24 protein-coding genes, 1 other RNA gene and 1 riboswitch are annotated in these 22331 nt (G+C 67.4%); of the genes, 11 read left to right on the top strand and 14 right to left on the bottom strand.

Going from position 1 to position 22331, the window contains the following annotated elements; translation table 11 throughout:
• Positions 1–3: 3 nt before the first annotated feature.
• The 7 genes from aroA (at position 4) to AC1DBQ_RS03970 (ending at position 8251) form a co-directional block, all read left to right on the top strand.
• Positions 4–1422: a 3-phosphoshikimate 1-carboxyvinyltransferase gene (gene aroA, locus AC1DBQ_RS04000; protein ID WP_476927274.1), complete on the top strand. Its 1419-nt coding sequence runs from the start codon at positions 4–6 to the stop codon at positions 1420–1422.
• Positions 1406–2521 (top strand): ribosome small subunit-dependent GTPase A, encoded by a 1116-nt coding sequence (gene rsgA, locus AC1DBQ_RS03995; protein ID WP_476927273.1) that lies wholly within the window; start codon positions 1406–1408, stop codon positions 2519–2521. Before aroA ends, rsgA begins: the two co-directional genes overlap by 17 nt.
• Before the next feature lie 76 nt (positions 2522–2597).
• A complete protein-coding gene (gene hisN / locus AC1DBQ_RS03990) occupies positions 2598–3410 on the top strand; it encodes a histidinol-phosphatase (RefSeq protein ID WP_476927272.1) in 813 nt (270 codons plus the stop codon).
• Positions 3411–3582: 172 nt separating this feature from the next.
• A riboswitch (SAM riboswitch) is annotated at positions 3583–3696 on the top strand.
• A gap of 34 nt (positions 3697–3730) precedes the next feature.
• Positions 3731–5161 (top strand): aminotransferase class V-fold PLP-dependent enzyme, encoded by a 1431-nt coding sequence (locus AC1DBQ_RS03985; protein ID WP_476927271.1) that lies wholly within the window; start codon positions 3731–3733, stop codon positions 5159–5161.
• A gap of 146 nt (positions 5162–5307) precedes the next feature.
• Positions 5308–6081, top strand: coding sequence for a class I SAM-dependent methyltransferase (locus tag AC1DBQ_RS03980; RefSeq protein ID WP_476927270.1), 774 nt, complete (start codon positions 5308–5310; stop codon positions 6079–6081).
• A gap of 153 nt (positions 6082–6234) precedes the next feature.
• On the top strand, positions 6235–7521 hold the full coding sequence (locus AC1DBQ_RS03975) for an Nramp family divalent metal transporter (protein ID WP_476927269.1): 1287 nt from the start codon (positions 6235–6237) through the stop codon (positions 7519–7521).
• Between the two features lie 16 nt (positions 7522–7537).
• The gene (locus tag AC1DBQ_RS03970; RefSeq protein WP_476927268.1) at positions 7538–8251 is read left to right on the top strand and encodes a metal-dependent transcriptional regulator; all 714 of its coding nucleotides are present in this window, start codon (positions 7538–7540) and stop codon (positions 8249–8251) included.
• Here AC1DBQ_RS03970 and AC1DBQ_RS03965 read toward each other — a convergent pair.
• Positions 8248–9564: an MFS transporter gene (locus tag AC1DBQ_RS03965; protein ID WP_476927281.1), complete on the bottom strand. Its 1317-nt coding sequence runs from the start codon at positions 9562–9564 to the stop codon at positions 8248–8250. The genes AC1DBQ_RS03970 and AC1DBQ_RS03965 overlap by 4 nt on opposite strands.
• Positions 9565–9726: 162 nt before the next feature.
• Between AC1DBQ_RS03965 and AC1DBQ_RS03960 the strand changes: the two genes are divergently transcribed.
• The 4 genes from AC1DBQ_RS03960 (at position 9727) to AC1DBQ_RS03945 (ending at position 11252) form a co-directional block, all read left to right on the top strand.
• Positions 9727–10098 carry a hypothetical protein gene (locus AC1DBQ_RS03960; protein ID WP_476927267.1) on the top strand — a complete coding sequence of 124 codons (372 nt, stop codon included), beginning with the start codon at positions 9727–9729 and terminating at the stop codon, positions 10096–10098.
• 47 nt (positions 10099–10145) lie between these two features.
• Positions 10146–10280: a hypothetical protein gene (locus AC1DBQ_RS03955; RefSeq protein WP_476927266.1), complete on the top strand. Its 135-nt coding sequence runs from the start codon at positions 10146–10148 to the stop codon at positions 10278–10280.
• Positions 10281–10418: 138 nt separating this feature from the next.
• Entirely contained in the window at positions 10419–10889 is a 471-nt protein-coding gene (locus AC1DBQ_RS03950; protein WP_476927265.1) for a DUF6325 family protein, read from the top strand.
• Between the two features lie 36 nt (positions 10890–10925).
• A complete protein-coding gene (locus AC1DBQ_RS03945) occupies positions 10926–11252 on the top strand; it encodes an SHOCT domain-containing protein (protein ID WP_476927264.1) in 327 nt (108 codons plus the stop codon).
• A 113-nt stretch (positions 11253–11365) separates the two neighbouring features.
• On the opposite strand, the gene ssrA is transcribed toward AC1DBQ_RS03945, so the two are convergent.
• The 13 genes from ssrA to AC1DBQ_RS03880 form a co-directional block, all read right to left on the bottom strand.
• Positions 11366–11734, bottom strand: a transfer-messenger RNA (tmRNA) gene (gene ssrA / locus AC1DBQ_RS03940).
• Positions 11735–11885: 151 nt separating this feature from the next.
• A complete protein-coding gene (gene smpB, locus AC1DBQ_RS03935; RefSeq protein ID WP_476927263.1) occupies positions 11886–12356 on the bottom strand; it encodes an SsrA-binding protein SmpB in 471 nt (156 codons plus the stop codon).
• Between the two features lie 103 nt (positions 12357–12459).
• Complete coding sequence (locus AC1DBQ_RS03930; RefSeq protein WP_476927262.1) at positions 12460–13860, bottom strand: M23 family metallopeptidase; 1401 nt, start codon at positions 13858–13860, stop codon at positions 12460–12462.
• Positions 13861–13886: 26 nt separating this feature from the next.
• Positions 13887–14801: a permease-like cell division protein FtsX gene (ftsX, locus tag AC1DBQ_RS03925; protein ID WP_476927261.1), complete on the bottom strand. Its 915-nt coding sequence runs from the start codon at positions 14799–14801 to the stop codon at positions 13887–13889.
• Positions 14798–15613, bottom strand: a complete 816-nt coding sequence (ftsE, locus tag AC1DBQ_RS03920; protein WP_476927260.1) for a cell division ATP-binding protein FtsE — start codon at positions 15611–15613, stop codon at positions 14798–14800. The genes ftsX and ftsE overlap by 4 nt, the downstream gene beginning before the upstream one ends.
• Before the next feature lie 194 nt (positions 15614–15807).
• The gene (gene prfB / locus AC1DBQ_RS03915; protein ID WP_476927259.1) at positions 15808–16923 is read right to left on the bottom strand and encodes a peptide chain release factor 2; all 1116 of its coding nucleotides are present in this window, start codon (positions 16921–16923) and stop codon (positions 15808–15810) included.
• A 173-nt stretch (positions 16924–17096) separates the two neighbouring features.
• A complete protein-coding gene (locus AC1DBQ_RS03910) occupies positions 17097–17510 on the bottom strand; it encodes a pilus assembly protein TadG-related protein (RefSeq protein ID WP_476927258.1) in 414 nt (137 codons plus the stop codon).
• A gap of 62 nt (positions 17511–17572) precedes the next feature.
• Positions 17573–17965 (bottom strand): hypothetical protein, encoded by a 393-nt coding sequence (locus AC1DBQ_RS03905; protein WP_476927257.1) that lies wholly within the window; start codon positions 17963–17965, stop codon positions 17573–17575.
• Between the two features lie 94 nt (positions 17966–18059).
• Positions 18060–18476: a TadE family protein gene (locus tag AC1DBQ_RS03900; RefSeq protein WP_476927256.1), complete on the bottom strand. Its 417-nt coding sequence runs from the start codon at positions 18474–18476 to the stop codon at positions 18060–18062.
• A 3-nt stretch (positions 18477–18479) separates the two neighbouring features.
• On the bottom strand, positions 18480–18725 hold the full coding sequence (locus AC1DBQ_RS03895; RefSeq protein WP_476927255.1) for a hypothetical protein: 246 nt from the start codon (positions 18723–18725) through the stop codon (positions 18480–18482).
• A 334-nt stretch (positions 18726–19059) separates the two neighbouring features.
• The gene (locus AC1DBQ_RS03890; protein ID WP_476927254.1) at positions 19060–20001 is read right to left on the bottom strand and encodes a type II secretion system F family protein; all 942 of its coding nucleotides are present in this window, start codon (positions 19999–20001) and stop codon (positions 19060–19062) included.
• On the bottom strand, positions 19998–20852 hold the full coding sequence (locus AC1DBQ_RS03885; RefSeq protein ID WP_476927253.1) for a type II secretion system F family protein: 855 nt from the start codon (positions 20850–20852) through the stop codon (positions 19998–20000). Before AC1DBQ_RS03885 ends, AC1DBQ_RS03890 begins: the two co-directional genes overlap by 4 nt.
• A complete protein-coding gene (locus tag AC1DBQ_RS03880) occupies positions 20852–22075 on the bottom strand; it encodes a CpaF family protein (protein WP_476927252.1) in 1224 nt (407 codons plus the stop codon). The genes AC1DBQ_RS03885 and AC1DBQ_RS03880 overlap by 1 nt, the downstream gene beginning before the upstream one ends.
• Between the last annotated feature and the right edge of the window lie 256 nt (positions 22076–22331).

The following is a 22331-nucleotide window of genomic DNA, read 5'->3' as shown; positions in this document are numbered from 1 at the left end:
GTAATGACTGGCACCACCCCCTCCGCAGCCGCCCAGTCCCGCTCAGCCGGCCGCCATGCTGCCGTCGCCGCTCCGCCTTGGCCCGCGCCGTTCGCGGCACGGCCGGTCGACGCCACCGTCACCGTTCCGGGTTCCAAGTCCCTGACCAACCGGTACCTCGTGCTCGCGGCCCTCGCGGACGGGCCKTCCCGCCTGCGGGCCCCCCTGCACTCCCGGGATTCAGCGCTGATGATTGCGGCCCTGCGGCAACTGGGGGCCACCGTGACGGAAGTTCCCGGCGACGGCGCGTTCGGCCCCGACCTGGAAATCATCCCGATCAGCCTGGACGCCGCCGCGGCGGACACTGCGATCGACTGCGGCCTGGCCGGCACCGTCATGCGCTTTGTGCCGCCAGTGGCCGCGCTACGCCGCGGAGAGTCACATTTCGACGGCGACCCGCACGCCCRCAAACGGCCGATGGGCACCATCATCGCGGCACTGGCCGGCTTGGGCGTGGCGGTCAGCGCGCCCGACGGCGGTCCGGCGTCGTCGCTGCCCTTCACCGTGCACGGCACGGGTGCAGTGCGYGGCGGCCACCTCGTCATCGACKCCAGTGCATCGTCCCAGTTCGTCTCCGCCCTGCTCCTGGCCGGCGCCCGCTTCACCGAGGGGCTCCATCTGGAACACCAAAKCCGGGAAGACGCAGGCAGGCCCGTGCCGAGCCTGGACCACATCAACATGACGGTGTCCGTGCTGCGCGGCGTGGGCGTCACGGTCGATGACTCGGTACCGAACCACTGGGTGGTCTCCCCCGGCCCGATCCGCGCGTTCGACCAGCGGATCGAGCAGGACCTCTCCAACGCCGGCCCGTTCCTCGCGGCTGCCCTCGCCACCGGCGGCACCGTGCGGATCCCCAACTGGCCCGCCGGGACCACGCAGGTCGGTGACCTCTGGCGCGGCATCCTGGCCGCCATGGGCGCGACCGTGACGCTCGACGCCGGCACCCTGACCGTCACCGGCGGACGCGAAATCAAGGGCGGCGACTTCGACGAAACCAGCGAACTCGCCCCCACCGTCGCCGCGCTCTGCGCCCTCGCCACTGGCCCCTCCCGGCTGAGCGGCATCGCCCACCTCCGCGGTCACGAAACAGACCGGCTCGCCGCCCTCGTCGCCGAGATCACCCGCCTCGGCGGCGATGCCGAGGAAACAACGGATGGACTCATCATCCGGCCCGCCAAGCTGCACGGCGGCGTCGTGCACAGCTACGCGGACCACCGCATGGCCACGGCCGGCGCCATCCTCGGCCTGGCCGTGCCAGGCGTCGAGGTCGAGGACATCGCGACCACGGCCAAGACCATGCCCGACTTCCCACGGCTCTGGGAAGCCATGCTGGCGCAGGGACCCACCGCAGACGAGGACGCCGCCGGTGGCACGCAGCACTGATTCCTGGGACGAGTCCGACGTCCGGATCCGTCCGAACAAGAAGGGCTCCCGGCCCCGCACCAAGGACCGGCCCAGCTACGACGACGCCGTCACGGGCCGCATCATCACCGTTGACCGCGGCCGCTACACCGCCGTCGTCGGCGAAGGCACCCCCGGGGAACGCAAGATCATCGCGGCGCGGGCCCGGGAACTGCGCCGCAATCCCGTGGTGGCCGGCGACTTCGTCTCCCTCGTCGGGGACGTCACCGGTGAACCTGACACCCTGGCGCGGCTGGTGAAGATCCTGGACCGCAAGACGCTGCTGCGCCGCAGTGCCGATGACACCGACCCGATCGAACGGGCCGTTGTGGCCAACGCCGACCAGCTCGTGGTGGTGGTGGCGGCGGCCAATCCCGAGCCCCGGACCGGTTTCATCGACCGCGCGCTCGTGGCCGCGTACGACGCCGGCATTGAGCCGCTGCTGCTCGTCACCAAGGCCGATGTCAAGGATCCCGCCGAGCTGCTGTCCAATTACACGCACCTCKACTTCCCCGTCATCATCTCCAAGACGGCGGACTCCGCCGCATMAGGCATCGACGCCCGCTCCGACGACGGCCTTTCCGCCCGGCTCGATAAGGACGCCGTCTCCCAGCTCCGCGGCTACCTCGACGGCAAGGTCACCGTCATGCTGGGCCATTCCGGCGTCGGCAAATCCACCATGGTCAACGCCCTGACCGGGGCCGAACGTGCCACCGGAGGCGTCAACGCGGTGACCGGCCGCGGCCGCCATACCTCTTCCTCCGCRCTGGCGCTCAAAGTCAACGATGCCCCGGCSGGCAGCTGGATCATCGATACCCCCGGCATCCGGTCCTTCGGGCTGGCCCACGTGGATCCGGACCGGATCCTGAGGTCCTTCCCGGACCTGGAGCCGGGCACGGACGATTGCGAACGCGGCTGCAAGCACGACTCCACCGCCGTCAACTGCGGCGTCGATGCATGGGTTGCGGCCGGGCATGCGGGACCCTCCGGGCCGGCACGGCTGGCCTCCCTGCGCCGGCTGCTGGGCACGGACCCGCGGATGGAAGCGCAGGACACCAAGGAACTMGGCACTGTGTCCTGATGCGGCCCCTCACCGGCCCGCGGCGCAGCACCGCGGCCTCCCGGCGGCCCGCCCGCTTAGACGGTAGTTTGGAACCATGAGCCAAACCGATTCGAGCTACAACGATGACCTGCGCCTTGCCCATGTCCTGGCAGATTCCGTCGATTCCCAGACCATGAGCCGATTCAAGGCGCTGGACCTTCGGATCGAGACGAAGCCCGACCTCACCCCGGTCACCGACGCCGACAAGTCCGCCKAAGAAGCCATCCGCGGCCAGCTCTCCCGCTCCCGGCCGCGCGACGCGGTCCTGGGCGAGGAATTCGGCAGCTCGGGCCACGGCTCCCGGCGCTGGATCATTGACCCGATCGACGGCACCAAGAACTTCGTCCGCGGCGTCCCGGTCTGGGCCACCCTGATCGCCCTCGTTGACGAGGGCGAACCGGTGGTCGGCGTCGTCAGCGCGCCGGCCCTGGGCAAGCGCTGGTGGGCGGCCAAGGGCGCGGGCGCCTACACCGGCCGCTCCCTGGCCTCCGCCACCCGGCTGAAGGTGTCCAACGTTTCCAAGCTCGAGGACGCGTCGCTGTCCTACTCCAGCCTCGGCGGCTGGAAGGAACGCGGAAACCTGGACGAGTTCCTGGGCCTCACCGAGGAAGTGTGGCGCACCCGCGCCTATGGCGATTTCTGGTCCTACTGCCTCGTGGCTGAGGGTGCGGTKGACATCGCCTGCGAACCCGAACTGAACCTCTACGACATGGCCGCCCTCGTGCCGATCGTCACCGAAGCCGGCGGCCGCTTCACCTCGCTCGAGGGCGAGGACGGCCCCTTCGGYGGCAACGCCCTGGCCACCAACTCGATCCTCCACTCGGAAGTGCTCAAGCGGCTCAACCCAGGACTCGACGACCTCCTCTAGGATCATCTGACCTTTCACAACAACCGAACAAACGACGGCGGCGGCCCCCATTCCGGGGCCGCCGCCGTCGTTTGTTCGGTCGACGTGCGCTTTKCGGCGCGCACGTAACAAAACGCTTCACATTCGGAGGCCGCCTTTTCCCCGGCTGCACCGATGTCCTACGCTCGATGCAGGTCACGAGTGCCAGCGCTAAACCCCGGTTTGCTGGCCGGCAACCCTCCAGTCGCGGTGGGGTGCCCCGGGTGACGACCTGGCCGGTCCGGAACGGACCCGGCAAGCGCGGATTCCCACGATGTGGGGTCCTGTTCGAGTGAGGTCCCATGACAACTGCCATTTTCCCCGCCGCCCCCGAAGTCGACGCACGGTTTGCCGCCGCCGCACGTCCGCTCGCCGCCGTCACGGGCGCCGAGATCCAGTCCCCGCTGATCAAGGGCGGCCACGCCCGCTACGCCAACCTMGATTACGGCGCCTCCGCCCCGGCCCTGTCCGTGGTCTCGGCCTACTTGAACGAAATCCTGCCGTACTACGCCAGCGTCCACCGCGGCGCCGGCTACGCCTCCCAGATCAGCACCTCGGTCTACGAKAACGCCCGGGACATCGTGCGGGACTTCGTGGGCGGCCGGCCGGACGATTCCGTGATCTTCACCCGCAACACCACCGATTCCCTGAACCTGCTGGCCGGGTGCCTGCCGCTGCGGGACGGCCGGCCCGCGGGCGAGGTCATCTACCTCGACATCGAACACCACGCGAACCTCCTGCCCTGGCAGAACGTCCCGCACCGCAGCGTCGTGGCCGCACCCACCCTCGCGGCCACCATCGACCGCTTGCGGGACGAGCTCGCCCGCGGCGGCGTGAGCCTGCTGGCCGTTACCGGCGCCTCCAACGTCACCGGCGAGATCCTGCCAATCCGCGCCCTTGCCGCGCTGGCGCACGAGTACGGTGCCAGGATCGTCGTCGACGCAGCGCAGCTGGCGCCGCACCGGCGGATCGATATCGCCGCGGACGACGTCGACTACCTCGCCTTCTCGGGTCACAAGCTCTACGCCCCGTTCGGTACCGGCGTACTGGTGGGGCGCACGGACTGGCTCGACGCCGGCACCCCGCACCTGGCCGGCGGCGGCGCTGTCCGCGACGCCCGGCTCGACTCCGTCAGCTGGACCACCGGACCGGCCCRGCACGAGGGCGGCTCACCGAACGTCCTGGGTGCGGCCGCGCTGGCCCGCGCCACCCAGGTGATCGCAKAGCTGGACCCGGCACAGTGGTACGCCCACGAGGACGCCATCCGGTCCTTCCTGGTCGAGGGCCTCCAGCGCATCGAGGGCGTGACCGTGCACCAGATCTTCGCCGACTCGTCGTCTGCCGACTCGTCGCTTGCCGACGGTCAGCCGGGCGCAGGCACCATCGGCGTCGTGAACTTCTCCGTGGCGGGCTACGACGCCGGACTGGTGGCCGCCTACCTGTCGGCCGAACACGGGATCGGCCTGCGCGACGGCCGCTTCTGTGCCCACCCGCTGCTCAAGCGGCTMGGCCTGCCCGCCGGCTCCCTGCGGGCCAGCTTTGGCCTGGGCTCCCGGCTGGAGGATGCCGAGCGCCTGCTGGCCGGCCTGCGGCAACTGCGGCAAACAGGGCTTGGCTGGGATTACGTGGTGGATGCCGGCCGCTGGGTGCCGGCCAATGACACCCGCAGCTACCCGCACTGGGCGCCGAACACGCCGGGCACTGCCGGCGCCGCGCCGTGCACCCTGGACTAGGCACTGCTTGGCCTGGGCACTGCTGCCCAGGCACTACTGACTGGGCGCTGGGGATCAGGCACTGCGCCGGTGCGGTAAATTCGAAAGGTACCTGAACCAGCAGGACCTTCCCCGAAGGAGATCGCACGTTGCACAGCGTGCCCAAAATGCACGGCAGACCCAAACTGCACGCCGGGCCCAAGCTGCACAGTCAGCGGCGCCAGGAACTCGGACAAAGCTTCCAGGACGGCGGAGAGCACTACGACCGCGTCCGCCCGGGCTATCCGCAGGAATCGGCCGACTGGCTGATCCCGGCGGGGGCCAGGGATGCCGCGGACATTGGGGCCGGCACCGGCAAGTTCACCGCACTCCTGGCCGCACGGGGGCTGCACACGGTGGCTGTGGACCCCTCCGCCGACATGCTCGAGCAGCTGCGCCGGGCCCTGCCGGAGGTTATCGCCGTCGAGGGTACCGCGGAGGACTCGGGCCTTGAGTCGGGAGCCTTTGATCTTGTCACTGTCGCCCAGGCGTGGCACTGGTGCGATCCCMGCCTGGCCAGCAGCGAGATCGCCCGGATCCTGCGGCCGCACGGCGTCCTGGGCCTGGTCTGGAACCAGCTGGACACCGCCGTGCCGTGGGTACACCGGCTCTCCCGCATCATGCACGCCGGGGATGTCCACAAACCGCACTTCCGCCCGCCCGTGGGCCCCGAGTTCACCGCGTTGGAGAGCCATCTGACCCGCTGGGAAGACTCTGTCACCGGGGAGGACATCAAGGAGCTGGCGAAGTCCCGCAGCTACTATCTCGCAGCGTCGGAGGCCACCCGGGCCAAGGTCATGGMCAACCTCGACTGGTACCTGAACGAGCACCTGGGCCATGCCCCCGGCGAGATCCTCCGGCTGCCCTACCTGACGCAGACGTGGCGTGCCATCCGGGCCTGACCCCGGGCCGGATTGCAGGGGAAGGCCATCGGGGCTTATTGTTTCGGTATGCCTAATAATTTCTTGTAGGCAGGCAAAACTTTGACGCCGGCCATTTTCCCGCCGTCGCCGGCCACCGCGTCAACGAGGACGCGCCAATCACGGGAGCTGTCAGTGTTGGACGTAAAGGGACACGAACAACCGCCGCAGGGCGCCCGCACCTACAAGCATCCGGGTGCCCACAAGGCGCTGATCGGCCTGCTGGGCCCGGCGTTCGTGGCATCGATCGCCTACGTCGACCCCGGAAACGTGGCCGCCAACCTGACCGCCGGCGCGAAGTACGGCTACCTGCTGGTGTGGGTCCTGGTGGTCGCCAACATCATGGCCGTCCTGGTCCAGTACCAGTCCGCCAAGCTCGGGGTTGTCACCGGCAAGAGCCTGCCGGAGATCCTGGGCGAGCGGCTCAAGCCGTTCTGGCGCCGCGCCTTCTGGCTGCAGGCCGAAATCGTGGCCGCCGCCACCGACCTCGCCKAGGTGGTGGGCGGCGCAATCGCGCTGTACCTGCTGTTTGGCCTCCCACTCCCCCTGGGCGCCCTGATTGTCGGCGCGGTGTCGATGCTCCTGCTCGCTGTCCAGGCCCGGGAGAAGCAGCGGCCGTTCGAATTCATCATCATGTTCCTGCTCGGMATCATCACMATCGGCTTCCTGGCCGGGCTGATCATCAGCCCGCCCGATCCGAGGGCCGCCTTGGCCGGGTTGATTCCCGGCTTCCAGGGCCCGGACACTGTCCTGCTGGCTGCCAGCATGCTCGGCGCCACCGTCATGCCGCACGCCATCTACGTCCACTCGGCCCTGTCCCGGGACCGGCACCGGCCCGACGAGCACCAGCATGTCCCGCCGTCGGCCGTCGCCCGCCTGGTCCGGGCCACGCGGTTCGACGTCGTGGCCGCGCTGGCCATCGCCGGCATCGTCAACATCGGGATGCTTMTTMTGGCCGCCTCCACTCTCKGCGGCGAGGAGGGCACGGACACCATCCAAGGCGCGCACGCCGCAATCTCCGCCAACCTGGGCCCCGTCGTCGGTGTGGTCTTCGCGGTCGGGCTCCTCGCATCGGGCCTGGCATCCACCYCGGTGGGCTGCTATGCCGGCGKAACCATCATGCAGGGCCTGCTCAAAATCCGGATTCCTGTCATGGCCCGGCGTGTGGTCACCCTGATTCCGGCCGTCGTCCTGCTGGCGGTCGGCTTCGACCSCACGTGGGCACTCATCCTGAGCCAGGTGGTCCTCAGCTTCGGGATTCCCTTTGTCCTGGTCCCTCTGGTGGTCCTGACCAGCAACAAGGCGCTGATGGGCAGGTTTKCCGACGGCCTGGCCCTCCGGATCGCCGCCATCATCAGCGTGGTGCTCGTCGTCGCACTCAACCTGGTCCTGCTCTGGCTCACGTTCTCCGCCCGCAGCTGACGGTAGGCTTGGGTTTGTGAAGACCAGTACGCCCTCCTCCTCGATAGAGGACTACGTCAAGGTCATCTACTCGTTCACCGAATGGCAGCAGAAGCCCATCACCTCCACGCAGCTGGCGCAGCGCCTGGGGGTCGCCAATTCCTCGGTGTCGGAGATGGTCCGCAAGCTCAAGGATCAAGGCCTCGTAGACCACAAGCCGTACAGCGCGGTCACCCTCACCAGCGACGGGGTCCGGCTGGCCCTGTCCATGGTCCGGCGGCACCGGCTGATCGAGACGTTCCTCGTCCAGGAACTCGGGTACCRCTGGGACGAGGTCCACGACGAAGCCGAGCTCCTCGAACATGCCGTTTCCGACACCTTCATTGACCGGATGGCGGCGAAACTGGGCAACCCTTCCCGGGACCCGCACGGCGATCCCATCCCGGCCGCGGACGGCACCGTGCTGATGCCCGCCGCCTTCCGGCTGAGCGAACTCGACGACGGCCACACCGGCCGCATCACCCGGATCAGCGACGAAAACCCGGAACTCCTGCGCTACCTCGCCGCCGAGGACATCGACCTCGACGCCGAAGTGGAGGTTGTGGGCCGGAGGCCGTTCGGCGGCCCGCTCGTGGTCCGGATCGGTTCCGCCGCGGCGCCCCGTGAATTCGATTTCGCCGAGGAAGTCGCCTCGGCACTGTGGGTCCACAGCGACGCCGAGCACGCGGGCTGCCGCGTCCCGGAGCGCTAAGCCGGCTGCCCGTCTGTCACGGGCGGGTTCCGGATCCCGACGGCGGAAATCAGCGCGCCGGCCAGGAACAGCGCCGCTGTCACGGCCATGGTTCGCTGCAGGGCCGCCGTCGTGACTGCCGGTCCCGTGATGACGCCGGCGAACGCGATGGTCAGCAGGCCCGCGATGCGGGCCACCGCGTTGTTCACGGCGGAGCCGATCCCGGCCTCTTCCGGCCCGACGGCGCCCAGGATGGCTGCTGTMAGCGGTGCGACGGTGAGCGACAGGCCGAGGCCGAAGACCAGCAATCCGGCCAGGATCTGGCCGGCATAGTCCAGCGGAATCTCCACGCCCGTCATCAGGACGAAGCCGGCGGMGCAGAGCAGAGGTCCTCCCGCCATGAACCAGCGGGGACCGAAGCGTCCGGCCAGAGCGCCCACCCGTGAGGACAGCAGCAGGAGCATCAGCRTCGGCGGCAGCAGGGCGAACCCGGCGGCCGTGGCGCCCAGGCCCGCCACCTGCTGGAGGTAGAGGCCCAACACAAAGAAGCCGAGCGAGAGCGCGCCGTATATGGCCGTTGTTGCGAGATTKCCCCAGCCAAAATTACGCACGGCGAAGAGCCGCAGCGGCATCATCGGGTACGGGGTCCTTGCCTCGTGCACAAGGAACGCGGCCAGGCCAAGCACCCCGGCAGCCAGCGGCACCCAAACCTGCGGAGCAGCCCAGCCCTTGCTGCCGGATTCAATGAGGGCGTACACCGTACCGCCCAGCCCTATCACCGCCATGACGGTTCCGAGCAGATCGATCCGGCTGCCGGGAATCCGCCCGTGGTCAAGTCCTCTAAGGCGCCGGAGCACCGGCCACACGGCGATGGCCGGAACCACATTGATGAAGAAAATGACACGCCAGGTGAGCACATCGACCGAAAGGCCGCCTAAGACAGGCGCGGCAACGATCGCGCCGCTGGTCCAGGCGGACCACCGGCCGATCGCCAAAGCTTGCGCCGGACCGGTGAAGACCGTGACGATCAGGGCGAGCGAGCTCGGCACCAGGAGCGCACCGGCGATGCCTTGCAGTCCGCGGGCGAGGATGAGCACCTCGGCGCTCCAAGCGAAGCCGCACAGGACGGACGTGGCGGTAAACCCCGCMAGGCCCCACTGCAGCACCCGGACGCGGCCGAACTGGTCCGACAGMGAACCGGCCACCAGGATCAACGCCCCCAACGTCAGCAGGTAGGCATCCACCACCCACTGCTGGACGACCAGGCCGCCGCCGAGGTCCCTGCTGATGGCCGGGAGAGCGAGATTGACGACGGACCCGTCCAGGAAGGCCATGAAGGACGCCACGATGGCGACGTAGAGAACGCGCTGCTGTTGGGACACGGCTGCCGCCTTCCTCGCCGCCGGGCCTGGACCGCGACCGCCGGTGGTGTGTCGAGCCTAACACCGGGCCCTTTCGGTGGCTGGTGGCCGCCGTCGTTCCCGTATCGTTGAAGGATGGTTACCCGACGTGAAGCAGCCCAGATCCTCGACATTCCCCTGGAGATGGCGCACCGTCACGGCATCCCGTCCCGCCTGTCCGAGGCTGAGCTCGGCGAGCTGCTGGACAATCCCCCGGCGTGGCTGCTCCAGTCCAAAGCGAACCGGACCGGCAAGCGCCCGGTCTGGGTCCAGCTCACGTGCGCGGTCTGCGGGTTCTCCGAAGCGGCCCGGCCCAAGAAGTGGTGGCCGGACTTCACCTACGTCTGTTGCGCCCACCATGAGGCCCGTGACATCCCGGTCCTGGGGCCCGGGCTCGTGCGCAGCGTGTACGACKGCGTCGGCAGCCGCTTCGCAGGCATCGTGGACGCCGAGGTTCCCGAGGCGTAGCTTAGAAAGAGGGGCTACTCCGGGCCCCTGCCGTGAGGGAGAGCACCATGCCTGACAAGACGCCGCACCAGAGCGTGTCGAAAAAGTCGGTTAAGACGATCAAAKAAAAACGGGCCGAGAAGAAGGCGAAGCATATCGTCGACGCCCACACTGACCCGGTGGCGCACATCAAGAAGCGCTGAACAATGCGGAAGGCCGGAGGCTGTTGCTTCCGGCCTTCCGCATCTCACCCGATGCGGGTGGTGACGCCCCGGCAGCCGACGTCCAGACTGAGACCAGCGCGCCGGACAGCGCGCTCGAACCAGACCGGAGGAATGCCAGTGACAACCACACCGGAGACCGAGGCCCACGGGCCGGTCRACTTCGTACTCCTCGAGTTCCCCATGACGGGACTGACGGGACGGGCCAGTGAGGAACTCGTCAAACTMGTCGAGCAGGGCGTGATCCGCCTCTTCGATCTCCTCGTCGTGATGAAGAACGAGGACGGCACTGTGGAAGTGCTCGAACTTACCGACCCGGGCGGGCCGGCGGCGGGGTTCTCCTACTTCGAGGGCGCACAGACAGGKCTTCTGGGCGACGACGATATCGCGGAGGCGTCGGCCGCGCTTCTCCCGGGGACGGTCGCCGCGCTGATTGTCTACGAGAACATATGGGCAGCACCGTTCGTGGCGGCCGTTCGCGAAAGCGGTGGCGAGCTCGTCGGGAGTACACGGATCCCCGCGCCGGACGTCATGGATGYGCTCGACGCCCTCGAGGCCCGCGACGCTGCGACGCCGGCAGCCGACGCATAGGCCCTGACGCAGAAGAAATGTGAGAGGAGAACAATTATGGGACTTCTTAGGGGAATGGCCCGGACGGCCGTGGTTGCCGGGACGGCATCTGCCGTCAGTGGCCGCGTCCAGCGCCGCCAGGCTAACAAGTTTGCCGAGAAGGATGCCGCGACCGCGGCCAAGCAGCAAGAGGCCTACGATGCGCAGATGGCGCAGCAGGAGCCGCCGCCCGAGTACCAGCAACCGGCCCCGCCCCCGGCGGCCTCAGGGGCCATCACGKACGAAGCCATCCAGCAGCTCAAGGAGCTCGGGGCCCTGCGGGAACAAGGGATTCTCACGGACGAAGAGTTCTTTGCCCAGAAGGCCAAGATCCTCGGCACGTGAGGCTTGCCGCCGGCCACGGCTCGCCGKACAGCCGTGGGGCGACAATTTTTCGGACAGCAAAAAGGCGGGGGAAGCGTCACAGGACGMTTCCCCCGCCTTTTTCGGGGTGATGCTTGTGGAGATGGGGGGAATTGAACCCCCGTCCGATGTCGTGTTGTCAGGGCTTCTCCGGGCGCAGTTTGCGTTGGATTTTCTCGGCCCCAGCCATGCTGCAAACAGCTGGCTGATCCGGGCCCAGTCATCTAAGAGTCCCGTTTACCCCGATGACGGAGGTAAACAGCAGTGGCTATCTAAATGACGCCAGGATCCGGGGCAATAGCAACCTCGGGCTGACGGACTGTCTTACTGCTTAGGCAGCGAGAGCGAAGTCAGTGCGTTTTGATTCGGCACTTATTGGTTTGCAGACAGCGTTTACGAGATAATTCTGCATCCTCGGCCCGCTTCACCTGTCGCGACTAACATCGTCGAAACCGATCATCCCCGTATTTTTTTATCAAACCGGACTGGCCTGATGCTGAACCGCTTCGCGGTCCTGCTTCGTTCCTTCCCGGACAATCAATCATAACGCACGACCCCTGGGAAACATTCCCGGCAACGTTCCAGGGGCCCGCCAGCCAGACGGTAGATCGCCCGCTAGCGCCGGTTGCGTTCGCGCATGACCCGCTGGGCCTCTCGCTTGTCCTGCTGTTCGCGCAGCGTCTGGCGCTTGTCGTATTCCTTCTTACCGCGGGCGACGCCGATTTCCACCTTCGCGCGGCCGTCCACGAAATACAACTGCAGCGGCACGATCGTGAAACCCGATTCCCGGATCTTGTGCGAGATCTTCGTGAGCTCCTCGCGGTGCAGCAKCAGCTTGCGGCGGCGGCGTGCGGCGTGGTTGGTCCAGCTCCCCTGGTGGTATTCGGGGATGTGGATGCCCTCCATCCACAGCTCATCGTTATAGAACGTGCAGAAGCCGTCAACCATCGAGGCATGGCCTTCGCGTAGGGACTTTACTTCAGTGCCCATCAGCGAGATGCCGGCCTCGTAGGTATCAAGGATGTGGTAGTCGTGCCGGGCCTTGCGGTTGGTGGCCACTACCTTACGGCCACTTTCTTTGGGCACGGTAGGACTCCTTGGTTGTGGTGGTGATTCACTCCGGCCAGGTGGCGCGGAACCTTTCCAGTTTACGGCAGGGCGGCCGCTGCAGCGGATGGCCCGGGACGGGCTACAGCAGGGTCATGGGGTCCACGGCCCGGCCGTTGAGCCAGGTCTCGAAGTGCGCGTGGCACCCGGTGGAGTTGCCGGTGGTTCCCGAGTAGGCGATCAGCTGCCCCTGTTCAACGTGCTKGCCGACCGAGACCGTCACAGAGGTGTTGTGGTAGTAGATCGTGGTCAGCGAGTTGCCCTGGATGACGCCGTGGGAAATCTTCACCCGGTTGCCGCCTCCGTCGTTGCCCCAGCCAGCCGAGAAGACGGTGCCGGCCGCCGCGGCGTAAACGGGGGTGCCGCACGTGGCGCCGAAGTCGATTCCGGTGTGCATATAGCCGCCGGTGCCGTAGAAGTCGATGGTGCCAGGCGGCGTCGCGCGCCAGCCGAATCCGGACGTGATGGGGATGTTGGAAGAGAACGGGTGCCGGAGGCCGAAGGCCGACGGCGGTCCCTGGACCGGAACGTAGGGCTGGACCGCCTGTCCCTGCGCACGGKCGGCCGCGGCCGCGGCCTCGGCGATGCGGCGCTGCTCGGCTTCCCAGGCCTCACGCAGTTTCCGGTCGCGTTMGGCGATATCGGCGGCGACGGCGTCCTGCTGGGCCTTGACCTGGGCCAGCTGGTTCTGGATGCCGGGCTTGGCAGCCTGGAGTTCGGCGTCGATCCTGGTGGTATCGGCGATGAGCTTGTCCACCTGCGCCTTCTTGGCTTCGGCCTCGTCCCGCGCGGCCTTCTCCCGTGCCAGCGCGGCGTCGGCCTTGGCCTTAAGGTCCGTGATCTCGGCCTCGACCGCTGCCAGCCGGGCCTGCGCGTTGACGTTCGTGGCACTCTGCTGCGTGAGCTTGTCCATCGCGGAGTTCTGGCTGCGCAGAGCCTGGTCCGCGAGGTCGATGGTGTCGGTCAGGCTGCCGCCCTGGTTCGAGCCGAAGAACAACGACAGGTTGGACGGGACGCCGCCGGACTTGTACGCCTGCGTGGCGATCTGCCCGATCAGCTTCCGGGTGTCGGCGATCTTCTGCTTGTCGCTCTMGAGCTGCGCGGTGATTTTAGCCTTGTTCTGCTGCGCGAGGTCCACGCGGGCAGCGAGGGCCTCAACCTCCTGGACCGCTCCGGCTACCCGGCCCTGGGCGTCCACGAGGGCCTGCTGGGCGGCGGGGAGCTGGCCCTGGTACAGGACCAGGTCTGCCGCGGCCTGGGCGATCCTGGCATCCACGAACTCCAGGGAGTCCTGGACCTGCGCCGCCTGATCCTTCAGTGCGGCCTGCTGGTCGTCCAGGTTGTCCGCAAATGCCACCKGCGCCGAGGCGCCCAGGCTTCCCGCGAGGACCAAGGCCAGGGTGGCGCTGATCATCCGGCTGCGGCGTCCCACCAGGCGAAGCCGGAGGGGGTGCCGGAGGGGGCGGGGGGCCATCGGTGTCATAAKCATTCCCTTTTCGTTGCGCAAAGCTAGACCCGCAAATACCGGCGGAGGGTCAGCAAGGAGGAAATTCCGGCCAGGACGACGCCCAGGCCAATCAGGGCAGGTGCCAGCATCAGGGTCTGCCCCGGCGAGATGAAGGCGGTGTCCKGGTACTGCTTGGAMAGGACCTCGCCGAGGAAGAAGTGGGCCACGGCMCACAGGGTGCCGGAGGCCAGGGCCGCGCCGATCACCGCTGCGATGACGCCTTCGAGGATGAACGGCAGCTGGATCACCATCTTGGACGCTCCCACCAGCCGCATGATGCCCGTCTCGCGGCGTCGGCTGAACGCGGAKAGCCGGATGGTGGTCGCAATCAGCAGAATGGCGCAAATGATCATGACGCCGGMGATGCTCACCGCCACGAKGGACGCCGCGTTCATGGCCGAGAACAGGCGCTCCAGCAGCTGACGTTGGTCGATCACGGTCTCCACACCGGCCTGCGAAGAAAAGGTCTCGCTGATGATCTCGTACTTCTCCGGGTCCTTCATGTTGATCCGGAACGAGGCCGGAAGCTGGTCCGGGGTCACGGAGTCGACGATCGGGGAATTGGAGAACTGCTCCTTGAAGTGCTTGTAGGCATCGTCTTTGGACTCGTACTGGWAGTCGTTGACGTACTGGGCGACCGCGGGCGACTGCAGGAGCTTGCGCAGGTTGTCTTCCTGCTCCGGGGTGGCCGGCCCGGTGGCGCAGCCGGGCGCCGTCGAACCGTCACTGCACAGGAAGATGGCCACCTGAACTTTGTMGTACCAGTAGCCCTTCATCTGGTTGATCTGCAGCTGGAGCATGCCGGCGGCGCCGACGAAGGTCAGGGACACGAAGGTCACCAGGATGACGGAGATCACCATGGACAGGTTGCGGCGCAGGCCGCTGCCGATCTCGCTCAGGACGAATGCAAGCCTCACGCCTGGCCCTCCCCTGCGGGGCGGAGCCCGCGCGCTTCGGCGCGTGTTTCCGCACGGGGGGACGCAGCGGGCGGCTCGTCCCGGCCGCTGGCGTCGCGCAGGCGGCGCGACTGGCCCACCACCGGAATCATGGACGTGTACAGGGCCCTGGCCTCGTCGCGGATCACGACGCCGTTCTTGAGTTCCACGACCCGTTTGCGCATCTCGTTKACGATGTCGTCKTCGTGCGTGGCCATCACCACGGTGGTGCCGTTCTGGTTGATCTTGTCCAGCACGCCCATGATGCCCATGGAAGTGGTGGGGTCCAGGTTGCCGGTGGGTTCGTCGGCCAGCAGGATGCCGGGCCGGTTCACGACGGCGCGGGCAATYGCCACKCGCTGCTGCTCACCGCCGGAGAGTTCGTGCGGGAGCCGGTTTTCCTTGCCTTCCAGGCCCACGGTCTTAAGGACCTCGGGGACGGTGTCGCGGATKACGCTGCGGCTCTTGCCGATKACCTGCWTCGCAAAGGCGACGTTGGCGAAGACTGTCTTTTGCGGCAGCAGGCGGAAGTCCTGGAAGACGACGCCGATGCCGCGGMGCAGGCGCGGCACGCGCCAGCTGGAGATGTTGGCGACGTTCTGGCCGGCGACGTACACGGCCCCGGAGGAGGCGCGGTCCTCTTTGAGGACCAGGCGCAGGAAGGTCGACTTGCCGGAGCCGGAGGCCCCGACGAGGAAGGCGAATTCGCCGCGGTCGATCTCAAGGTTGATMGAATCCAGCGCCGGCCGCGCCTTCTGGTCATAGACCTTGGTGACATTTTCGAAACGGATCATGGCCCTTAGTACCCTGCAGGACATGGCCGCGGGGGCCCGGTTCTGCTGCCGGCGCAAGGGCTTTCGTTTGGGGGAAGTAGAGCTCCGGCCCCTCGACTATACGCACGGGTAACGGCGGATCGGCCGGAGCGGCGGGGCGTGTCGCACGATTGTCAGCGACCTCCCAGTCGAGGCGACCGGCCGGGGTACGGGGCCTACTTCTCGGCGTTGCGGTTGTCGGTCCGCCAGCGGATCCCGGCGTCGATGAAGTCGTCGATTTCGCCGTCGAACACCGCCGAGGTGTTGCCGACCTCGTGCTCGGTGCGCAGGTCCTTGACCATCTGGTACGGGTTCAGGACGTAGGAGCGCATCTGGTCGCCCCACGAGGCTTTGACGTCGCCGGCGAATGCCTTCTTCTCGGCGTCCTCCTGCTCCTTCTTCAGCAGCAGCAGGCGGGACTGCAGCACCCGCAGGGCGGCCGCGCGGTTCTGCAGCTGCGATTTCTCGTTCTGCATGGACACCACGGTCCCGGTGGGGATGTGGGTCAGGCGCACGGCGGAGTCGGTGGTGTTGACCGACTGGCCGCCGGGGCCGGAGGACCGGAACACGTCCACACGGATCTCGTTGTCGGGGATGTCGATGGAGTCCGTCTGCTCGATCAGCGGGATCACTTCCACTGCGGCGAAGGAGGTCTGGCGGCGGCCCTGGTTGTCGAACGGGCTGATCCGGACCAGGCGGTGGGTACCGGCCTCGACGCTGAGCGTGCCGTAGGCGTAGGGCGCCTTAACCTCGAACGTCGCGGACTTAAGCCCGGCTTCTTCGGCGTAGGAGGTGTCCATGATGGTGGTCGGGTAGCCGTGGCGTTCGGCCCAGCGCAGGTACATGCGCAGCAGCATTTCGGCGAAGTCCGCCGCGTCCACGCCGCCCGCGCCGGCCCGGATGGTCACAACGGCTTCGCGMTCGTCGAACTCGCCGGAGAGCRGCGTGACCACTTCGAGCTCGCCCAGCGCCTTGCGGACCGCTTCCAGCTCCGCGGCGGCGTCGGCCATGGAGTCGGCGTCTTCCTCGTCCTGGCCGAGCTCCACGAGGACCTCGAGGTCGTCGATCCGGGCCGCCAGCTTGTTGAGGCGCTCGAGCTMGGACTGCTTGTGCGAGAGCTTCGAGGTGATGACCTGCGCCGCGGCGGGGTCGTCCCACAGGTTGGGTTCACCGGCCCGCTCGCTGAGCTCGGCGATGTCTTCCTTGAGCGCCTCGACGTTAGAGACGTTCTCGATGGACGCATAGGTGGCCCGCAGCGCGCGGATTTCAGCGGGAAAATCAATGTTTGCCATGGTTTTTTAAGCCTACGCTATGTGTCCTAGCCCCCTGACCCTCCGGGATGCCCCCTTCCCCACCCCGGATGCCCTGTCACTTGGGGCTGCTATCAGCCCCGGTTGGCAGCATCTACTGATAGGGCAACCGGGATGTTGGGGATGCGGGTCAGCGGCTGAGGCGGGTTGGCAGGTCAGCGGCTGAGGCGGGACCGCGCCGTCGACGTCGCCTCGATCCGGATGCCGTCGGGCACCAGGAAATTCACTACCGGCGGGTGGACGGCAGCGCTGAGCACCACGACGGCGGTGGCACCATCCGGGCTGCCCGTGGACGGCGCCACACTGAGGCCGCTGACGCGGCCGAAGGCGCCGTTGCGACTCAGATAGTCGACGGCGGCGCTACGCACCCTGGTACCGCTCAGGACGGCGGATGGCGTGCCGCCGGTGTTGCCGAGCTGCCCGAGCGTGAAGCTGTCCGCTGCGGCCACCGAGGCGCCGTCCGCGAGGGAGAGCAGTTTCTTGTGTTCGAGGTACACGCTGGACGCGGCAATGACGACGGTCGCGACAAGCAGCGCAATCACGACGAACCCGATGCTCAGCACCAGCACCTGGCCCTCCTGCGTTCGAGACGGGCTTCTTGTTGGTTGCTGGAATGGACCGACGTGGATTTTCACTGGAATCTTCCCACCAGTTGGGTTGCCGAGGCGCTGAGCTGGCTCGCGTTGAGATGAAGCGCATCGTTGAAGGGCACAAAGGGCAGCGGCACGGCGAGGTGGACGGTGACCGTCACCGCCGAGCCGGGAGCCAGACAGTCCGCGGGCTCGCAGCGTGTGTCGATGCTGGCGTTTTCCGCCGGCTGCCCGTAGTCGGCGAGCGCCAGCAGCACGGCCTGCTCGGCAGCGGCCCGCCCGCTTGCCGCGTCCGGCTGGGCGACATAGACCTTGGCGGCCTGGTCCGCGGCGCCAACCACAGCGAACGTGCCGCCCTGGATCTGGCCCACAGTGATGATGAAGTACACGAGGGGCACCATCAGCAGCATGGACAGGAAAACGAACTCGATCACGGCACTCCCCTGTTCCGGCGCGGCGCTGAGATCCGGGGAGGCGCCGTCGCCCCCGGCAAGAGGGACGACCCGGACTGGACGGGGCGCTGCGCGGTTAAGGCTGGATGGCCGCATGGCCCTTCACCTCCAAGAGCGCCMGTGGACCGATAAAGCCGATGACCGGCAAGGGCGCACGGACAGTGACTTCCAGCGTGCGGATKCCCTGGTACGTGGACTCGCTGGTGGCCACGTCCCGGGCGAAATCGGGGTTCAGCGCCGCCTTGATCAGCTGGACCGTCCGGTCCCGGGCATCCCCGGAGTTGCGGTCCGCCAGCGTGCCGTATCTGGCCCCCGAGGCGGCGGCGTCTATCAGCGTGTTCCGGACATGGAGGACCAAGGTGAGCTGGACGATCGCGAGGAAGAACACCGTGAGCAGCGCGCCGATCAGCACGAAGTCCACCACGGCGGCCCCACGCTCACTGTCTGTGATGGACCGGAGCCCGGTGCCGTGCCCCGCGCCCTGTGCCGCCACCTGCTACTGTCCGACCTTATCCATGGCCTGGTTGAAGAGCCCCTCCAGCGCCGGACCGGCGAGGGCCAGAAGGGCGGCCACGAGGACTGCGGACATAAGGGTGATCATCACCCAGCCGGGCACATCCCCCCGCTCCGGATGGCCTGCTCCCCCGGCACGGTGGTCCCCCGGCCGCAGCCGCGACGCKACAGACCGCCACGTCACCATGCTCAGCGCCATCAATGCCATCCGGGYTCCGAAGTTCTTCACGGTGTCCTCTTTCCTGGTTTTTCTCGTGCCTGATCTCTCTGGTTTCGTGCTTCTGTCTCGCCGGAGCTTCTGTAATTCCGGTGCTTCTGTCTTCCTGCTGCTTCTGTCTTTCCGGTACTGCTATCGATCTGGTGCGTCTGGTTTCCTGCGCTTCGTGCCCGAATCCTGGTGATGCTTCGGTGCAGATCCTGGCGTCGCATCCGGGCCGGCAAGTCCCGGACTGCGGGACGTTCTTCGTATCCTCTTCCGTCGTCGTATGGCTTTTCTTGAATTCCGGCCTTGCGGCCTGCAAGGCCGTCTGCGCCGCGTCCGGGCTGGGCTGGGCTGGCGGCTCCTAGAGTCCGAGACTGATGGCGGCCAGGCCGGGGAACACGGCGAAGATGACTGTTAGCGGAAGCACCCCGAAGACGAGAGGCACCATCATCCCGATMTCCTTCTTGCCGGCGGATTCCATGAGTTCCCTTTTGGCTGTGTCCCGGACATCCTGTGCCTGCGCCCGTAGGACGTCGGCCAGGGGTGTTCCGCGTTCCACGGCCACGATCATTCCGTCGACGAAACGGAGCAGGGGTCCCTGATCCGTCCTGGCCGAGAACTCCCGCAGGGCCTCCACGAGAGGCTTCCCGGCCCGGGTCTCGGTGAGGACGCGGCTGAATTCGTGCGACAGCTCGCCCCGGGCGCTGCGGCAGACCCTGTCCAGCGCGCCGGTGGCGCTTTCCCCGGCACTGACAGCGAGGGCCATGAGTTCGGCGATGCTGGGGAACTCCGCCATCATCAGCGCCTCCCGTTTCTTGATATGCGCTCCCAGCAGGTAGTCCCGGAGCAGGAACCCGCCCACGGCGCTCCCCACGACGCCCACCACCGCKACGAACGGGCTGAAGCGGCCGAGACTGCCGGCGAGGGCCACGAAGCCGACGGCGAGGACAAAGCCGCCGGCCGCCCACACGAGCTGTTCGGCCCGGAAGTCCACCGCCGTCTTGGCGCTCCCGGCGCGGGCAAGCCTGCGGTTCAAGGCCGTCGCACCAAKGTTGATTMGGCCTAGTGATCTAACGCCGTCGCGGATCGCCGGACGGAGAATCCTGTCCAGCGGCCCGAACGGCGTGACATTGCGCGGGGCGGTCCGCAGGAGCCGGGATTCCAGGTTGTGGGTTCTCAATTGCGGACCGATACGTTCGACGAACGCCGTCGKACGCATGAAGGGAAGCCGCACGAKGAACAGCCAGAGTCCGGCCCCGAGGACTGAGCCGCATACCGTGGCACCCGCCATCAGGCCGGTCATCGGAGCACCCGCTGCTCGTCCGGCAGCGCACCGATCCGCAACATGATGGCGTAGGAAATCAAAGAGACAGTCAGACCGCCCAGTAGGACCGCCGCCCCGGCCGCGGTGTTGTAGGCCATCACGGCCTCGGGCCTGCTGGCCAGCAGCACCAGCACAATCCAGGGCGCCGCGACGGCAAGCCGGGCGGCGTTGACGGTCCAGGACTGTCTGGCCTCCAACTCACTCCGGGTCCGGGCGCTCTCCCGCAAGAATTCGGCGAGGGTGCCGAGGAGTCGCCCGAGATCAGAGCCGCCCACCTCCCGGGTGAGCCGGAGCGCCTCGACAATCCGGTCCGCCACGGGATCGGCCAGGCGTTCTTTGAGCCGGGTGAGCGAGGGATCGAACTGGCCCCCGGAACGGTAGTCGGAGCCGAAGTCCACGAACACGTGGCGAAGCTCCACGGGGCMTTTCTCGCCAAGCTGGATCAGGGCCTCGGGCAGTGACAGGCCGGCCCTGATGGCTGACCGGAGGTGGTCCACGACGTCGGGCCAGAGCTGGCGGAGGATGGCCGTGCGCTTCCGTGCCCGCCACCGGACGATCGCCATCGGCAGCCAGCCGCCAAACAGGCCAAAGCATCCCGAGATCGGCCACGACGCTGTCACTGCGAAGAAGACCAGGGCTGTAAATACGCCGACCCCGAGGCACGAGGCGAGCAGGCCTGCCGCGCTGACCTTTTCGATCCCCGCCGTCCGCAGCAGATCCTCAACCCTGCTGGTCCGGGACTTGCGCCGGGAGATACCGGGCTGCTCCCACGCGGACCACCAGATCAACAGAAGTCCGGCCCCGYCCAGCATCCCCAGGAGCGKCGCCATTAGCGCGGCTCCAGCAGCGCCGCGACGTCATAKCCGGAGCGGGCGAACTTTTCCGCGGCGGGCATCGAGTTGGCCTTCGGCAGAAGCTGCCCGTCCGACGTCGTGAACACCATGGAGGATTCGATGATTCCGTTTTCCACCCGGCGGCCCAGCGACAGGATCTCGGTGACCTGCCGGCGCCCGTTGGCGTGCCGGCTGCAGTGGACCACCAGGTCGATGCAGGACGCCACCGTCGGAACCACGAAGGCACTGGAAATGTTGTCGCCGGCGAGCAACGGCAGCGTGCAAATCTTCGTCACTGCATCATGCGCGGAGTTTGCATGGACGGTGCACATCCCGGGAAGACCCGAATTCAAGGCTATGAGCATGTCAAGGCTCTCAGCCTCCCTGACCTCCCCCACCACGAGCCGGTCGGGCCGCATGCGCAAGGCCTCCTTGACGAGCCGCCGCAGCGGAATTTCCCCCTGCCCCTCCAGGTTCGGCTGCCGGCACTGCAGGCCCACGACGTCGCGGAGCGGAAACTGCAGTTCGAAGATCTCCTCCACCGTGATGACCCGCTCACGGGTGCCGATGCTCGCCGCGAGGCAGTTCAGCATGGTGGTTTTGCCGGCCTGGGTGGCGCCTGAGACCAGGATGTTGAGGCCGCTGGCGACGGCCGCACCGAGGAACCTGGCCGCCTGCGGGGTCAGCGTTCCCAGCTCCACCAGGTGCTCCAGCCGGCTGGCCTTGACCACGAACTTGCGGATATTGATGGCCCAGTGCCGCCGGGTGACGTCCGGGATGACCACGTGCAGACGTGAGCCGTCCGGGAGCGCCGCATCCACGAACGGGGAGGACATGTCCAGCCGACGGCCGGAGCTCTTCAGCATCCGTTCCACGAGGTCCCGGACCTGCTGATCCGTCAACGACACAGAAGTCAGCTCCGATTCGCCGTTGCGCGCCACATAGATTTCGCTGGGCGCATTGAGCCAGATTTCCTCGATGCCCGGATCGTCCAAGAGGGGCTGCAATGCGCCGAAGCCTGCCACRGCGTCGTAGACGAATCTCCGTGCCGACTCCAACKGACCCAGTGGCGGCAGCGGCGCCAGCAAGGCCCGCTCGTCGTAGTCGCTGACCGCCGCTTCGACCAGGCGCCGGACCTCCCCGGACTGCCGCAAGGKGTCCAGACCGCGCCGGCGGATCAGCTCGCGGACCTCGTCCTCGACAATGCGAACAGCCTCCATACGGCCCCCAATATGACTGACGCCCCACTGCCGAGGCGATGAAAGTGGCTTAAACCTAGGCKGCACTGCCCGGCCGGACAAGGGGTGCGGCGGCCTTATGTGGATAACCGTCACCGTGGCGGAATAACACCTTTCTCACCGGTCACAGCAGGCTCATTGGCCTCACGTCTGGACCGAGCCGGAGCGGCCGGTCGGGCGGACAGCGCTTTTGTGCCGGGTGCTTGGTAGCCCTACGATCGACGGGGGACAGACGGGC

This window comes from Arthrobacter sp. 10T413_2 (assembly GCF_056394205.1).
This window is presented reverse-complemented; position numbering and strand designations above follow the sequence as displayed.